This is a genomic window from Luteimonas yanweni (genome assembly GCF_039548475.1).
Classification (GTDB): Bacteria; Pseudomonadota; Gammaproteobacteria; order Xanthomonadales; family Xanthomonadaceae; genus Luteimonas.
Genome location: NZ_JBCLVC010000005.1, coordinates 13,822 through 29,046, shown reverse-complemented (window position 1 = coordinate 29,046; position 15,225 = coordinate 13,822). Strand labels below are relative to the sequence as shown.

Below are 15,225 nucleotides of genomic sequence, written 5' to 3'. Positions count from 1 at the left end.
CTCCTGTGGGAGCGGCCATGGCCGCGATCGGGAGTCCCGTAATCACGGTGATGCCCGTGCTTCGATGCCATCGCGGCCATGGCCGCTCCCACAGTCGGGGTCGTCACATCAGCCGGCGATCCGCCTCGGTTTGCGGCAGGTCGTGGGCCTTTCCCGGGCCATGGGCGAGGCCATCGTCGACGCCCGCGCCCGTCGCCCGTTCCGCGACGTCGCCGACCTCTGCCGCCGCGCCGGGCTCGACGCGAAGGCGCGCACCGCGCTGGCCGAAGCGGGCGCGCTGCAGTCCATCGCCGGCCATCGCAACGACGCGCGCTGGCAGGTCGCCGGCATCGAGCGCCAACGGCCGCTGCTGCCGGGGAGCCCGGTGGAGGAGGCCGTGGCCCTGCCTGCCCCCGGCGCCGGCGAGGAGGTCCTTGCCGATTACCGCAATATCGGCCTGAGCCTGCGCGCGCACCCGCTGGCACTGCTGCGCGACCAGCTGCGTATGCGTCGCCTGTTGGCCTCGCACGAAGTGCAGGGCCGCCGCCACGGCAGCCACGTGGCGGTGGCCGGGATCGTCACCCAGCGACAGAAGCCGCAGACCGCCAGCGGCACCATCTTCGTCACCCTGGAGGACGAACACGGCATGGTGAACGTAGTGGTCTGGCCGCGCGTGGCCGAGCGCCGGCGCAAGGCGCTGCTGGGTTCCACCCTGCTGGCAGTGCGCGGGCGCTGGGAGCGGGTGGACGGCGTGGAACACCTGATCGCCGGCGACCTCGAAGACCTGTCGCCGCTGCTCGGCGGCCTGCACGCCGAATCCCGGGACTTCCGTTGACCGACGCGGAGGCGTACCGGCTCCGGGGGCGAGGTTGCAACCACACCCAGAGGAGCGCATCGGGCGGGTTCACGCGGCGTTCCTTCCCCGTGGGCCGGCTGGCCCTAGACTGGAGGCGGACCCTGACCGCCCCCGCCCATGCCCACCCTGTTCCGCGCGCTTGCCCTCTGTGCCCTGCTGGCCGGCTGCAGCGCCCAACCGCCCGAACCCGCCCCCGAGCCGGATTCCACCGCGATCGCGGAGGCCAACGGCATGGGCGAATTCATCAGCGCCCCGGTGGAGGCCACGCCCAAGCCCTACGACGTCAGCAAGGGCACCGACTGGCCGGAGGCGGCCCTGGCCGACGGCACCGCCTCGGTCAGCTGCGAGCTCGACTACGCGACTGCGGGCGATGGTGCGCCGCTCACCGACCTGTCCTTCCTCAACGTGGCCGACATCATCCAGCCCTGCCAGGAGCTCGGCCTGCTGCGCCTGCGCTACGAGGGCAAGATCAACGCCGGCTTCACCGCGCTGGTGGAGCGGGTAGCGGCAATCGCCGACCGCATGGACATCGGCAAGCGCGTGCTCGACATCAATTCCAGCGGCGGCCAGGTGGAGGACGCGATCAAGGCCGGCGACGCCATCGGTGCGTCCGGCTGGACGATCTGGGTGCGCGAGGGCGCGAACTGCCACAGCGCCTGCGTGCTGATCCTTGGCGCGGGCGATGTGCGCATGATCTCGGGGCCGGTGGGCATCCACCGCATCATTCGCATGAGTTCAACGGCGACCTCGCGCGCGCAACTCAACGAGGAACTGCAGGCGGTCTACGGGCGGGTCAAGGAGTATCTGGCGCGCAACGGCGTGGCGGTGGCGGTGGCGGACATGATGATGGCGGTGCCCAACCGCAACCTGCGCCTGCTCACGGCGGAAGAGCTGCTCGAATACGGGCTGGACGGCACGAATCCGGCGCAGGACGATCTGGACCGGCTGCAGCTGATGCGCAAATGCGGCGAGGACTTCGTGCGTCGCCGTGACGGCTTCCAGCGCAACTTCGACCGCCAGTGCAAGATGCCCGATCGCGATATCGAGGAGCTCAACGAGTGCGGCCTGGCCCTGCGCGAGGAGTTCGGTTTCCCCGACGCAACCTGCCCGGACGACAGCCCGATGAGCGAGTTCGATGCTGTTCGCAGCGCGTTCTTCCAGCGTCGCGCGCCGGCAGAGAAGGCGGACGACGCTACGCGGGACAACGAGTCGGCATCGGCACGCATCGAAGCGACGTCCGACACCGGTGCCAGCGGCTCGCTGTAACGCTCCCGTAGGGCAGCTACAGCTGCGACCCGGATCGCCGGGCGTCGCGGGGGTCTCGGGAGATGTGTCGCGGCGGCATCCTGGAGGCGTCGCGGAGGCGTCGCGGAGGCGTCGCGGAGGCGTCGCGGAGGCGGAGGGTGGGCGGGTACTCCGCCGGCGTCGCGGTGGAGCTGCTCCTTATTGCCGGCGGAGTACCCGCCCACCCTCCGCTGCCATCGGCCTCGCGGGGTGGTGGGAAAGCAAGAGGCATCGTGCTTTTGTTTTTCCGCGTTTCCCTGCCGGCTGCGGGAAGGCGCTGCGAGGCGGGTCGGGGGGTGCGCAGTGGGCATAAAGGCCCGCGCAGCGGGACAGCCCACGGAGTACCCACCGACTCGCCGTACCGCGCGCCGGTGTTGCGGCTTCCTGCAGCCGGGATCGCAGCTGTAGCTGCTCCCACAAGGGCAGGGTCAGGCGCGATGGACAGGGGGGAGCGTCAGGCCTCGGAGTCGGCGAGGAAGCCGCCGGACTGGCGGCGCCAGAGCTGGGCGTAGATGCCGCCGCGGGCCACCAGTTCGTCGTGCGTGCCCTGCTCGACGATCGCGCCCTGGTCCATCACCACCAGCCGGTCCATGGCCGCGATGGTCGACAGGCGGTGTGCGATCGCGATCACCGTCTTGCCTTCCATCAGCCGGTACAGGTTGCCCTGGATCGCGGCTTCGACCTCCGAGTCCAGCGCCGAGGTCGCTTCGTCCAGCACCAGGATGGGCGCGTCCTTCAGCAGCACGCGGGCGATGGCGACGCGCTGGCGCTGGCCGCCCGACAGCTTCACGCCGCGCTCGCCGACGTGGGCGTCGTAGCCCCGCCGGCCCTTGGAGTCCGACAGTTCGAGGATGAACTCGTGCGATTCCGCCTGCCGCGCGGCTTCCAGCATCTCGGCCTCACTGGCGTCGGGACGGCCGTAGAGGATGTTCTCGCGCACCGAGCGGTGCAGCAGCGACGTGTCCTGGGTCACCACGCCGATGCGTGCGCGCAGGCTGTCCTGCTGCACGCTGGCGATGTCGATGCCGTCGACGAGGATGCGCCCCGTCTCGACGTCGTGGAAGCGCAGCAGCAGGTTCACCAGCGTCGACTTGCCGGCGCCGGAGCGCCCGATCACGCCGATGCGCTCGCCCGGGCGCACGTGCAGGTCCAGGTGCTCGATCACGCCCGAGCCCTTGCCATAGTGGAAGCCCACGCCCTCGAAGCGGATGTCGCCTTCGACCGTCGCGAGCTCCGGCGCATCGGGCGCGTCGTCGACGGTCGGCGGCAGCGAGATCGAATTGATGCCGTCCTGCACGGTGCCGATGTTCTCGAACAGCGCCGACAGCTCCCACATGATCCACTGGCTCATGCCCACCAGCCGCAGCGCGAGCGCCAGGCCCACCGCCACCGCGCCGGCGCTGATCGCGCCGCCCAGCCACAGCCACAGGCCGATCGCCGCGACCGTGAACACCAGCGCCATGTTGAGCGCGTAGTTGCCGGCGCCGACGCGCGTGCCCAGGCGCATCTGCCGGTACACGGTGCCGAGGAAGCCGTCCATCGCCTCGCGCGCATAGGCCTGCTCGCGCCGCGAGTGCGAGAACAGCTTCACCGTGGCGATGTTGGTGTAGCTGTCGACGATGCGCCCGGTCATGTCCGAGCGCGCGTCGGCCTGCTCGCGCGAGACCCGCTCCATGCGCGGCACGAAGTACACCATCAGCAGTACGTAGCCGACCAGCCAGCCGGCGAAGGGCAGCATCAGCCGCCAGTCGGCCGCCGCCGCGGCCAGCATCGCGCCGAGTACGTACACCAGGACGTACACGCCCACGTCCAGCAGCTTGACCACCGTCTCGCGCACGGCGAGCGAGGTCTGCATCAGCTTGGTGGCGATGCGCCCGGCGAACTCGTCCTGGAACCAGCCCATCGACTGCCGCAGCAGGTAGCGGTGCACGTTCCAGCGGATGCGCATCGGGAAGTTGCCGAGCAGCACCTGCAGCTGCACCAGGTTGTCCAGGAACACCAATAGCGGCAGCCCGATCGCGACCAGCGCCGCCATCCACGCCAGGCGCGTGCCCTCTGCGGCGAGGAAGGTGGCGGGCGTATGTTCGCCCAGGCGATCCACCAGCGCGCCGAGGTAGACGTACATGCCAAGTTCGGCGACCGCGATCAGTGCGCCAAGCACGCCCATGAGCACCAGCCAGCCGCCGGCGCCGCGGGTGTAGTGCAGGCAGAACGCGACCAGCCCGCGCGGCGGCTGCTGGGGCGGCGCGTCGGGGAATGGCTCCAGGCGGGATTCGAACCAGGCGAACAGCCCGCGCCGCCGCCGGCCGTCAGCGGCCACCGCCGCCTCCACCGCCGCCGCCGCCGCCGGAGAATCCGCCGCCGCCCGCGCCCGACGAACTTCCGGGCGGCGTGGCCGACGACGCGATCTGCGAGCTGAGCGCGCCACCGACGGCGCTGGTCAGGTTGCCGATGTTGCCGACGCTGGCGCCGTGGTACCAGGTGATGGCCGCGGTGGCGGCGGCCGCGGCGGCGCTGCCGACGGCGATGGTGAACTTCTTCGTCCACGCGTCCTCGACGTCCAGCGCGACCGCGTAGGGCAGCAGGCGTTCGAAGCGCCCGGCGTCGAGCGCCGGCTCGGACGCATCGCCCCCGGCCACCTCCGGCGCCTGCACGCGCGCGATATCGTGCTGCTCGGCCACGCCCAGGTAGCGGCGGAAGCCTTCGATCTCGTCGAGCAGTTCTCGCCCGGCGGGCGTCGGCGCGCCGATCACCAGCGCGAACGCGATCGTTGTCGCCAGCATCAGGCCGAGCGGCAGGAAGACCCAGGGCAGGCCGCCGCCGTCGGTGGACACCATCGCGACCATCGCCAGCGCGAACGTCGCGAACAGGATCGCGACCGCGATGCCGATGCTGCCGGCGTTATGGGTGAACATCGCCGGCTGGAAGCGATCGTCGAAGCCCTTGCGGTGGGCATGCATTGCACGCTGGATGCGGGTGGCGTTCTTCTTGTCCAGGGAGAGCGTCGTGCCCGGCTTGGGAAGCAGGGCCCCCAGCAGCCTGCGCTGGTCCGCGTTGTCGACCCGGGGCGAGCCGCCGTCGCTGCGCTCGAGCTTCCATTTGTCGCCGAGCATGCCTTCGACACGATGGATTCCGACCGCGCCCTGCACCGCGCAGGCGAGCAGGTCGGCGGAGAATCCGCGCGCATCGTGGCTGCGGCGCTTCATGTAGCGCAGCGCGGCCGGTGACTCCCAGCGGGGCGGTTCGTAGCGTGCGATCACCACCCCGGGCGCCGGATCGCGGCCGAGCTTGCGCCAGCGCCGCACGCAGAACAGCAGCAGCCCCGCGAGCCCGGCCAGTGCGATCAGGATCGACAGGTTGTCGCGCAGCAGCCAGAAGGCCTGGCGGTTCGACGACGGCGGCGTGACGATGCCCTTGGGAAACGACAGCACCGTGGTCAGGCCTTCGCGCGGGGCCAGCGGCCGGGTGAGCGTCCAGCGCGCAACGCCGGGTGCCGCGATGACCGCCTCGAAATCCTGTCCGCGTGCGCCGCGGGGGCCGGAATAGCCGTCCACCACGAGATCGGCGACCGCCACGGGCGCCGGCAACCGCACCTCGACCGTCCCGCTTTCGATCGGGAAATCCCATCCCAGGCCGATCGCGTTCCAGTACAGCTCGTCGTGGTCTTCGAAGAAGCCCAGCTGGCGATCGGTGCGGTAGCGCAGGGTGTAGGTATATTCGGCCGGCACCTGGAGCAGGTCGTCGTTGCCGGTGTTGACGCGCACGCCATTGGCCACGCGCTCGGTGAACCAGGGTTCCTCGTGGCCGTTTCGCTCGACGCTTTCAACTTCGAAGGCGACCACGACGTTGTTGCCTCGATGGTCCTTGTAGCGGGTGGGGAAGTCGCGGGTGATGCCGCGGCGGATGCGGGTGCCCTCCGCGCGCACGCGGATGTGTTCGGTCACGTCGAGGCTGCCGTCGGCCTGGATCTCGACCACGCTGTCATAGGCGAGGACCCGCTCGTCGGCCGCGGCCGGTGCGGGCGCGAGCAGCACGGACGCCGCCAGCAGCCAGGTGGAGGCGACCGCGGCCAGCCGGTTCACCGTGACAGCTCCACGACGGGCGCCGCGCGGCTGTCGGCACCGGCCTGGAAGAACGCCGCTTCGCGGAAACCGAAGCCGCGCGCCACCAGCACGTCGGGGACCCGCTGCACGGTGTCGTTGAGGTCGCGCACGGCGCCGTTGTAGTACCGCCGCGCGTACTGCAGGTGCTCTTCCACCTCCACCAGGTCGGCCTGCAGGCGTGCGAAGTTCTCGCTGGCCTTGAGGTCGGGGTAGGCCTCCTTCAGCAGCAGCAAGCGGCCGAGCGCCTGTTCCAGTTCGGCTTCCACATGGCCCAGTTCGCCGGGATCCTGCAGGCCGAGCGCGCGCGTCCGCAGCGCGGTGACCGCCTCGAACACCGTGCTTTCGTGGGCCGCGTAGCCCTGCACGGCGGAGACCAGCTGCGGCACCAGGTCGTGTCGGCGCTGCAGCTGCACGTCGATGTCCGCCCAGGCCGTCGCCACCTGGTTGCGCAGGCGCACAAGGCGGTTGTAGGCGAACACGCCCCAGGCCGCGACCGCGGCCGCCAGCAGGACCGTGGCCACCAGCGCGGTCACGGTAGCGTGCCCGCGCCGACGTGGACCTCGGCGTCGCCCAGGGCCACCACCTGCCCGGCGCGGATCTTCGCGGTCTTGCGCGACTCCTGCACGCCATCCACGCGCACGGCGCCCGACGCCACCAGGGCCTTTCCGGCGCCGCCGCTGTCGCAGAGGCCGGCGAGCTTGAGGAGCTGGTTGAGCTCGATGTAGTCGCCCTCGAGTTCGAAATCGATGTGCTGCATCCGGGTGCCCTGTCGCATGGAGGAAGGAGCGTAACGCAGTGCGTGGAATGGCGTTAACCTCGGCCGGGACGCGCCGCAGGCGCACAAGGGAGAGACCGATGGGCACTGAACTGCAGATGCTGGCCTGGGCGATCGCGCTCGGCCTTGTCCACCTGATGCTGGACGCCGCGATGAAGACCTCCGAACGCGGCTTGGCCTGGAATGCCAGCGCGCGCGATGGCCAGTCAAAGCCGCTCGGCCCGGTGGCCGGGCGCGTCAACCGCGGCTGGAAGAACTTCCTCGAGACCTTCCCCATGTTCGCTGCCGCCGTGCTGGCGGTGGTGCTCGCGGAGCGCACCGGCGACCAGACCGCGCTGGGTGCGCAGCTGTATTTCTGGGCCCGGTTGGCCTACATCCCCGCGTATGCCTCGGGCATTCCGTACGTGCGCAGCCTGATCTGGGGCGTGTCGCTGGTCGGCATCCTGCTGGTCCTCGTCGCGCTGTTCTGATCCAGCTCAGCGGCCTTCGAAGCCGGCGACCTCGTCGAGGATGCGCCGGCTGCGGCGGATGCCGTCGCCGCCGTCGCAGCGCGGAGCCGCGGGGTCATCCATGCGCGGTGGCCGCAGCCAGGCATAGAGCGCCGTCGCAATCAGACCGGCAATGCCCGCGCCCAGGCTGAGGGTGATCCAGCCCGGCGTCCCGCCAGCGGCGCGGACGTCGCCCAGTCCGGCCACTGCGACCACCACCAGGACCCACATGATCCACCACGGCAGTCCGCAGATCGCGGCGCCCAGGCCGTGGACGCGAAGCAGGCGTGCCAGTTGCCGCTGGATGTCGAGCACGGACGCGCCGTAGTCGATGCGCGTTGCCAGGGCGATGGTGATTGCAGCAAAGACGATGTTCACCAGACCGAAGGCATGGACTGCGATGCCGGCGGCGAGCAGTCCGGGGACATCCAGGTTGCGCGTCCAGCAGGCGACGCCAAGCACCACCAGCGCCACTCCAAGGGCCGCCTGCAGCACCTGTCCCCAGACCAGGGGGCGCAGTCCCCGACGCGCGGCGTCCAGCCGGCGCTCGCGGTGGATCTGCAGCTGGATGCCATCGTGGTGTTCCAGCTGGCGCCCCAGCGCCTGCCAGGCCTGCTTGAGTTCGTCGAGTTCCATGGTGATGTCCATTCAAGTGTTGCCGGTGGATGCGACGTGGTCGCGGATGCGCCGCTTGAGGCGGCTGATGCGGGTGGTGACGTTGCTTTCGGACATGCCGAGCACCTCGGCCATGTCCCGCGTGCTGCGGTCCTCGAGGTAGAGCAGCAGCAGCGCCCGGTTCAGCGGTTCGAGCGTGGCGATGAAGCCGTGCAGCAAGCGCGACTGCTGGTCGCGTTCGTGGTCGACCGTGTCGGGGGCGACGGATTCGCGGAGTCCCTCCTCCAGCGGCACCAGGTGGCGGCGCCGGCCGTCGCCGCGCAGGTGCGAGATGCCGACGTTCAACGCCACCCGGTACATCCAGGTGGAAAAGCTGCGGGACGGGTCGTAGCGCGGCCAGGCACGCCAGAGCTGGGCGGCGATGTCCTGTGCGAGGTCCTCGCGATCGTCCGCGTCGCGCGCGTAGGTGCCTGCGACCTTGAAGACGATGCCGCGATGCTGCTGCAGCAGCGCCGAGAATTCTTCGGCACCATCGTGCTGGCGGTGGGTGCTGATGGCGTCCATCCCCGAAGCGGATCCCCTGATTCTGCGTGACAGGGAGTGATTCGCGGGCGGAGGAGGTTTGTCACGCATCCAGGGCGCGGCCAGGGGTTGGCCGGGTCAGGGTAGGGGAACGCGGATCGGGCGGCCGTCAAGTTCGAGCAGGACGCCGTCGCGATCGATGGCGGTGATGCCGGCTTCACCGACGCGATCGCCCTCGGACTTGCGCTGGCCGTCGATGACCACGAACCGGCGGGCCGGATCCTCGTTCCACATGTGCATGGTCAGCTTCATTGCCGGCAGACGTTGGCGCTGGGCCGACGGAAGTTGGGTGATGCGCAGCGCACCGCTGGCAGGCGCCAGGACAGGGCGCGGGGCCGGGGCGGTGTCGGCGGTGTCCGCGGTGTCGCTGGCAGCCACGGTGTCGCCGGCAGCCGCCGGGGGCGCGGCTTGCGCCGGTCCGGCGGGTGGCGATGGGGCTGCTGCGTCTGGCTCCGGCGGCATGCGCGACGGCGGCTCTGGCGGCGTGATCCTGTCGACCCGCGGGAAGGGATCGGAATCGCCGGCGGTCGGCATGCTGGCCGATGGCGTTGCGGGCGCCGCAGACGCCGCCGGGGCGGTGGTTGCACGTGCGCCATGGTCGCTGTGGCCATCCTCGATCGCGGTTCCGTTGCCGCGCGGCCACAGCGCGACCAGGAGCATCGCAAGCACGAGCGCTGCGCAGGCGATCCAGGTCCAGGGCGGCAGGCTGCGCCGGGCCGCGCGTGCGACAGGCGGCAGCTCGGCACGCAGGCCGGGTGTTTCGCCGCGGCGGCGCTCGGCTTCGGATTTGCGCAGGGCTTCGAGGATGAGTGACATGCGCGGCCTCAGTCCAGCCGACGGAGCAGGCGAGGTCCGGGGTCGCCCGAGGCCAGCGCGAACAGCGTTTCCGGGCCGACCACCCCGTCGACCACGAGCCCGCGCGCACGCTGGAAGCGCCGCACGGAGTCCACCAGGGCGTCATCGAATCCCGTGCCTGGCGCCGCCGCGGTCGCTACGCCTTCGCGCACCAGGCGCTCGCGCAGCCAGTCGACGGATGCGCCAGTCGCTCCGCGGGCGGGCGCCGGCAGCAGTCCCGCGGAGGAGCGCCAGACGGCGGAGTAGCGCCCACTCCATGCCTGCTGCAGCGTCGCGCGATCGACGTCGATGACCGCATCATCCAGCAGCAGGCGCGCATGGCGACCGTCCGAGCCCTGCAGCAGCGCCCAGGCGCTCGCGTTGGCGGCGTCGAGCTGGAGCAGTGCGGGACGACCGATGGCGACCAGGCGGTCGAGGTGCGCGCTGCCGCGGACACAGTACGTACCGGCGGCGAGCGCCGGTGCACAGCCGCTCGCGGCGCGCGCGTCCTCGGCCGTGTGCGGCAGCGCCCAGGCGAGCAGCAGGGCCTGCCACGCGGCGTCCCGGGCTGCGTGGTCCGCGGCGCCGGCGATGCGGGTCGCAAGGCTGGCGGCGTCCACGGCGGCCGCTGCCGCGGACACCGGCGCCTCGACGGTGGAAATGTTCGCGAGCGAGGCAGCGCCCGTCGCCGGATCGCGGGGCGCTGCGGACCCGATCCCGGGCGAGGCGACGGCGTCCCGGTCGGCCTCCCGCGGCCACAGCGCGGCCACGGCGATCGCCATCACCGCCACGGCGCCGACGCCGGCGACCGCAAGCAGCCGGCCCGTGCGCCGCGCGCCCGACGTCACCGCGGGCGGCAGCGCTTCACGTGCGGCTTCTTCGACCAGCGCGGCATCGATCGTGGCGCGATCGCGCGCATAGCCGGCCAGCAGGGCGCGTTCTGCGATCACGTTGACCAGGCGCGGGATGCCGCCGCTGCGCAGGTGGATGCGCTGCACCGCGCCGGCATCGAAGGGGAAGTGCTGGCCGCCGGCCATGCGGAAGCGGTGCCGCAGGTACTCCGCGGTGCCGGCGGCATCGAGCGGGGTGAGGTGGAAGCGCGCGGTGATGCGCTGCGCCAGCTGGCGCAGGCCCGGCTCGGCCAGCATGTCGCGCAGTTCGGGCTGGCCGATGAGGATGACCTGCAGCAGCTTCTGGGTGTCTGTCTCGAGGTTGGTCAGCAGGCGCACCTGCTCCAGCGTCTCCACCGGCAGCGCCTGCGCCTCGTCGATGAGCAGCACCACGCGCAGGCCCTGCGCATAGGCCCCGAGCAGGTGGACGTTGAGCGCATCGACCAGCGCCTTGGCGTTGCCGCGGCGGCCGTCAAGGTCGATGCGCAGCTCTTCGCACACGGTTTCCAGCAGCTGCACCGGATCCTGGCGCGGGTTGAGCACCAGGGCCACGCGGGCGTTGTCGGGAATCTGGTTCAGCAGCAGCCGGCTGAGCGTGGTCTTGCCGGTGCCGACCTCGCCGGTGAGCTGCACGAAGCCGCCGCCGCCGCCCTGGGTGATGCCGAACAGCAGGTGCGCGAGCGCGTCGCGGTGGCGCTCGCCAAGGAAGACGAAGCGCGGATCCGGCGTGATCGAGAATGGCGGCTCGGTGAGCCCGTAATGCTCGAGGTACATGCGCTGCGCGGCGGGACGGGGCCGCCAGCCTGCCACGGATCAGTCGGTGACGTCGCGTGATTCCGCCACCGCCAGCGCCTCGGGATGGGTGATGCGCCGCGGGCGGGTCAGCATCGGGTGCACCAGCACCGCCGCGAGGATGATCACTACCCCCAGGTAGAAGGGCAGGCTCAGCTCCTGCTGCTCCGACAGCAGCACGATCGCCAGCACGATGGCATAGACCGGCTCCAGGTTGACCGCCAGCTGCGCCGAGAACGCGCTCATGTGGCGCAGCGCCACCAAGGACAGCGCGAACGGGAACAGGGTGCAGGCGAAGGCGAGCAGCAGCAGGTAGCCGGCGTCGGCCGCGCCCGGGAGCACGAACAGCGGTCCGGCGAAAGCCGGGAACAGCAGCGGCATCAACGGCGCGAGCAGGGTCAGCGCGATCGCGCCGGCGCCAAGCTCGACGGCGGTCACCACCAGCGGGTCCGCATGGTCCACCAGGCGCTTGTTGAGCGAGCCGAACAGCGCGACGAACAGCGCCGACACCGCGCCCACCGCCACGCCAATGCGCATGCCGTCGGGAATGCCGCCGACTACCAGCGCGACGCCCGGCAGCACGGAGACGCCGAGCGCGAGCTCGGCGCGCGAGAAGCGTCGCCTGGCAAGCCTCGGCTCGATCATCGCCACGAACACCGTGGCCAGCGCCATGCAGGTCGCGGCCACCGAGGCGTTGGCCAGCTTGACCGCGCCGTAGAAGGTCAGCCAGTGCAGCGCCACCAGCACGCCGATGCCGGCGTAGGACAGCAGCAGCCGGCGCGGCATCGCGCGTATCCCGCGCCACACCCGCGGCACCAGCGCCAGGGCGGCGGCGACCAGCAGCATGCGCCACCACACCAGCGGCAGCGCGGGCAGCGTGATCAGCTTGCCGAGGATGGCGGTGAAGCCCCACAGCAGCACGCAGAGGTGGACCTGCAGCTGGGCCTTGGTGGTCGGTGTCATGGTGCGACGTCACGGACGGGGAGGCGATTATCGCGGATGCCTGCAGGGTCCGGAGGCTGCTGCGATCAGCTCGTGTCGGCCAGCCGCTCGTGCAGGGCCATCGCCGCCGCCGGGTTGCGTTCCTTGGCCGCGGAAATGAAGTACACGAAGACGTCGCGGGGCGCCGCTGTGGCCTTGCTGGCGGGTTCGATGCGGGGCAGGTCGGCGGGATCGCCCCCGGCGGCCCAGGTGCGGGCGCGCTCGGCCCAGCGTGCAAGCTCCGCTCCCGGATATCCGGTGGGCCTACCTGCCCGTGCGCGCATCAGCCGTGCGTAGACGAAGTCGGCGGTGACATCCGCAAACGAGGGATGGTCGTCCGAGTCCGTGAACACCGTGGCCATGCCGTGCCGACGCGCAAGCGCCAGGTAGCGCGCGTCGACGAATCCGTGGTCGCGGACATCGAGCACGTGGCGCAGCGGACGCCCGTCCACGCTGTCCGGGAGCAGGGCGAGGAAGTCCGCGAAGGCCTCGCGCTCGATGCGCGTGCCGCGGTCGAACTGCCACACGATTGGACCCAGGCGGTCGCCCAGCGTGGCGATGCCGCCGATGAAATCCTCCACCTGGCTGCCGGTCGCGGCCAGGTTCCGCGACTGCGTGATCCGCTTCGGCGCCTTGGCCGAGAACACGAATCCGGCCGGGGTCTCGTTGCGCCACCTGGCGTAGGTCGCGGGCGTCTGCGCGCGGTAGTAGGTCCCGTTGATCTCGATCGCGGAAAGCTTGCGGCTGGCGTATTCCAGCTCTCGGCGCTGCACCAGGCTCTTGGGATAGAAGTTGTCGCGCCAGGGCGCGAAGGTCCAGCCGCCGATGCCGGTGCGGATGCCGTCGACCGGCGCGATCGCGGTCTCGAAGCGTGAGTCCATCGGCGGAGCCCTTCGCCGGAGAGGACGCCGATCATAGCGCCGCATGTTCCGGCGCAGGCCGCAGTCGCCGATACTGCAGCCCAGTCCACGCCGGTACTTGCGTCCATGTCCACATCCGTCACCGTCCTCGCCGCCGCGCTTTTGCTGTCCTCGGCCATCTCCCTGACACCGGCCGCGGCCGCGCAGGACGCGCCGCCGGCGCAGCTTGTCGGGCTCGATGCCCGGGTGGAAGCGGTTCGCGACACCTTCAAGGTCCCCGGCATCGCGGTGGCGGTGGTGAAGGACGGCGAGGTGGTGTTCGCCGGCGGTTGGGGCCAGCGCGAGGTCGGCAAGCCGGGAGCGGTGGACGCGGACACCCTGTTCTCGATCGCGTCGATCACCAAGGCCTTCACCTCGGCCTCGCTGTCGATCCTGGCCGACGAGGGCAAGCTCAAGCTCGACGACCGCGTGATCGACCACCTGCCCTGGTTCCGCATGTCCGACGCCTACGTCACCCGCGAGATGCGCATCCGCGACCTGCTGGTGCACCGCAGCGGACTGGGCCTGGGCGCCGGCGACCTGCTGTTCTGGCCGCCCTCGGACTACAGCACCCGCGACGTGGTCGAGCGCCTGGCGCAGGTACCGATCGAAGGCGGCTTCCGCGACCGCTACGCATATGACAACGTGCTCTACGCGGTGGCGCAGCTGGTGATCGAGGATGTGTCCGGGCAGCCCTATGCCGATTTCGTGCGCGAGCGGCTGTTCACGCCGGTGGGCATGGCCGACACCCGCATCGACAGCAACGCGCTGCGCCCGAGCGATACCAACGTCGCGATGGGGCATGCGCGGCCGGGCTTTGCCGGCGATCCGCAACCGGTGCCGGCGATGTCGTGGTCGAACAACACCGCCGCCGGCGGCATCTATTCCAGCGTCAACGACATGGCGAAGTGGATGCGGGTGCAGCTGGACGGCGGCGTGCTTGAACAAGGCGTGCCCGGAGACGGTGCCGCCGATGGCGACGATGCCAGGCGATTGTTCAGCGCCAAGCGCCACGAGGCGATGTGGTCGCTGGTGACGCCGATCCCGGTCCGCGAACCGGCGGTGCCCGAACTCGCCGCCACGAAGCCCAACTTCGCCGGCTACGGAGAGGCCTGGAGCCTCAGCGACTACCGCGGGCAGCGCCTGGTCTGGCACACCGGAGGCTGGCCGGGGATGGTCTCGCGCCTGACCCTGGTGCCGGAGCTGGACCTGGGCGTGGTGGTGCTGACCAACCAGGAAGTCGGCGCTGCGTTCAATGCGATCACGATGCACGTGCTGGATGCCTATATGCAGGCGCCGGAGACCGATTGGGTCGCGGCCTATTCCGCGGCGATCGCCAAGGGCGGCGACAAGGCCGAAGAGGACTGGGCGAAGCACCAGGCCGCCCGTGATGCGCGTTCGAAGCCTTCGCTGCCGCTGGCCGGCTATGCCGACACCTATCGCGATCCCTGGTATGGCGACGTCATCGTGGCCGAAGGCCGCCAGGGCCTGGAGATGCGCTTCAGCCGTACCCCGCAGCTGGTCGGCGACCTGGAGCACTGGCAGCACGACAGCTTCATCGTGCGCTGGCGCGACCGGACGCTCAACGCCGATGCCTTCGTCGATTTCAGCCTCGACCACGACGGCAAGGTGCGCCAGGCGCGGATGGAAGCGGTGTCGCCGCTGACCGATTTCAGCTTCGACTTCCACGACCTGCGGCTGGCGCCCGTTTCCGACTGACCGCTTTTTGCGGGAGCAGCCGTGGCCGCTCCCGCGGCGATCCTGCCGGATTCAGTCCTCGTCTTCTTCCTCGAACTCGACCAGTGCGTCGAGGTCGAACGCCAGCGCTTCGACCGCTTCGCGCACGCGGCGCGCGGTCGACGGATTGGGGGCGTCGATTTCGATCGTATGTCCCTGTGGTCCACCGACGTCGCTCAGGCCGGCCGAACTCGAGTCGGCGTCGTCGAGCTGGGGCATCAGATCGTCGATCTCTTCGACGTGCTCGATTCCGTCAAGGCTCTGCAGCAGGTTGATGACAGCGCGGGTGGTGTCGTCGCTGCCGGTGAGGCGGATTCTGAGCAGGGCCATCGCGGGGGATCCTCTGGGGGTCGGTGGCCGTGGGGGGCCGGGACTGCAGGCTAGGAAGCCGCGGGCCAAGGCCGCGTGAC

General features: G+C 70.7%; 15 protein-coding genes. 4 read left to right on the top strand and 11 right to left on the bottom strand.

The features are described 5' to 3' along the window. Both WCE39_RS01625 and WCE39_RS01620 read left to right on the top strand, forming a co-directional pair. The coding region (locus WCE39_RS01625; RefSeq protein ID WP_452299548.1) for a helix-hairpin-helix domain-containing protein at nt 1-814 on the top strand (814 nt) is incomplete at its 5' end. Nucleotides 815-952: 138 nt separating this feature from the next. Continuing rightward, nucleotides 953-2,101 (top strand): COG3904 family protein, encoded by a 1,149-nt coding sequence (locus tag WCE39_RS01620; RefSeq protein WP_343274969.1) that lies wholly within the window; start codon nt 953-955, stop codon nt 2,099-2,101. 472 nt (nt 2,102-2,573) lie between these two features. Here WCE39_RS01620 and WCE39_RS01615 read toward each other — a convergent pair whose 3' ends face one another. From WCE39_RS01615 to WCE39_RS01600, 4 genes are read right to left on the bottom strand one after another with little or no spacing between them, the layout of a single operon-like run. Beyond that, nucleotides 2,574-4,409, bottom strand: a complete 1,836-nt coding sequence (locus WCE39_RS01615) for an ABC transporter ATP-binding protein (RefSeq protein WP_343274973.1) — start codon at nt 4,407-4,409, stop codon at nt 2,574-2,576. 19 nt (nt 4,410-4,428) lie between these two features. After that, nucleotides 4,429-6,201, bottom strand: a complete 1,773-nt coding sequence (locus WCE39_RS01610) for a DUF2207 domain-containing protein (protein ID WP_343274968.1) — start codon at nt 6,199-6,201, stop codon at nt 4,429-4,431. Next, on the bottom strand, nt 6,198-6,755 hold the full coding sequence (locus tag WCE39_RS01605) for a LemA family protein (RefSeq protein WP_343274967.1): 558 nt from the start codon (nt 6,753-6,755) through the stop codon (nt 6,198-6,200). Before WCE39_RS01605 ends, WCE39_RS01610 begins: the two co-directional genes overlap by 4 nt. Beyond that, nucleotides 6,752-6,979: an RNA-binding S4 domain-containing protein gene (locus WCE39_RS01600; RefSeq protein ID WP_343274972.1), complete on the bottom strand. Its 228-nt coding sequence runs from the start codon at nt 6,977-6,979 to the stop codon at nt 6,752-6,754. Before WCE39_RS01600 ends, WCE39_RS01605 begins: the two co-directional genes overlap by 4 nt. 98 nt (nt 6,980-7,077) lie before the next feature. Here WCE39_RS01600 and WCE39_RS01595 point away from each other — a divergent pair, with 98 nt between their 5' ends. Continuing rightward, entirely contained in the window at nt 7,078-7,467 is a 390-nt protein-coding gene (locus WCE39_RS01595; RefSeq protein WP_343253702.1) for an MAPEG family protein, read from the top strand. A gap of 6 nt (nt 7,468-7,473) precedes the next feature. Here the strand turns inward: WCE39_RS01595 and WCE39_RS01590 are convergent, their stop codons facing one another. The 6 genes from WCE39_RS01590 to WCE39_RS01565 form a co-directional block, all read right to left on the bottom strand. Next, nucleotides 7,474-8,133: a hypothetical protein gene (locus tag WCE39_RS01590; RefSeq protein WP_343274966.1), complete on the bottom strand. Its 660-nt coding sequence runs from the start codon at nt 8,131-8,133 to the stop codon at nt 7,474-7,476. Then, nucleotides 8,134-8,664, bottom strand: coding sequence for an RNA polymerase sigma factor (locus WCE39_RS01585; protein WP_343274965.1), 531 nt, complete (start codon nt 8,662-8,664; stop codon nt 8,134-8,136). 96 nt (nt 8,665-8,760) lie between these two features. Next, the gene (locus WCE39_RS01580) at nt 8,761-9,498 is read right to left on the bottom strand and encodes a general secretion pathway protein GspB (protein ID WP_343274964.1); all 738 of its coding nucleotides are present in this window, start codon (nt 9,496-9,498) and stop codon (nt 8,761-8,763) included. A gap of 8 nt (nt 9,499-9,506) precedes the next feature. Continuing rightward, the gene (locus tag WCE39_RS01575; RefSeq protein WP_343274963.1) at nt 9,507-11,180 is read right to left on the bottom strand and encodes an ExeA family protein; all 1,674 of its coding nucleotides are present in this window, start codon (nt 11,178-11,180) and stop codon (nt 9,507-9,509) included. Nucleotides 11,181-11,219: 39 nt separating this feature from the next. Further along, nucleotides 11,220-12,161 carry a DMT family transporter gene (locus tag WCE39_RS01570; protein WP_343274962.1) on the bottom strand — a complete coding sequence of 314 codons (942 nt, stop codon included), beginning with the start codon at nt 12,159-12,161 and terminating at the stop codon, nt 11,220-11,222. Nucleotides 12,162-12,226: 65 nt separating this feature from the next. After that, nucleotides 12,227-13,060, bottom strand: a complete 834-nt coding sequence (locus tag WCE39_RS01565) for a DUF72 domain-containing protein (protein ID WP_343274961.1) — start codon at nt 13,058-13,060, stop codon at nt 12,227-12,229. Nucleotides 13,061-13,165: 105 nt separating this feature from the next. Between WCE39_RS01565 and WCE39_RS01560 the strand changes: the two genes are divergently transcribed. Further along, nucleotides 13,166-14,797, top strand: coding sequence for a serine hydrolase (locus tag WCE39_RS01560; RefSeq protein ID WP_343274960.1), 1,632 nt, complete (start codon nt 13,166-13,168; stop codon nt 14,795-14,797). A 51-nt stretch (nt 14,798-14,848) separates the two neighbouring features. Here WCE39_RS01560 and WCE39_RS01555 read toward each other — a convergent pair whose 3' ends face one another. Continuing rightward, the gene (locus tag WCE39_RS01555; RefSeq protein WP_343253693.1) at nt 14,849-15,145 is read right to left on the bottom strand and encodes a hypothetical protein; all 297 of its coding nucleotides are present in this window, start codon (nt 15,143-15,145) and stop codon (nt 14,849-14,851) included. Between the last annotated feature and the right edge of the window lie 80 nt (nt 15,146-15,225).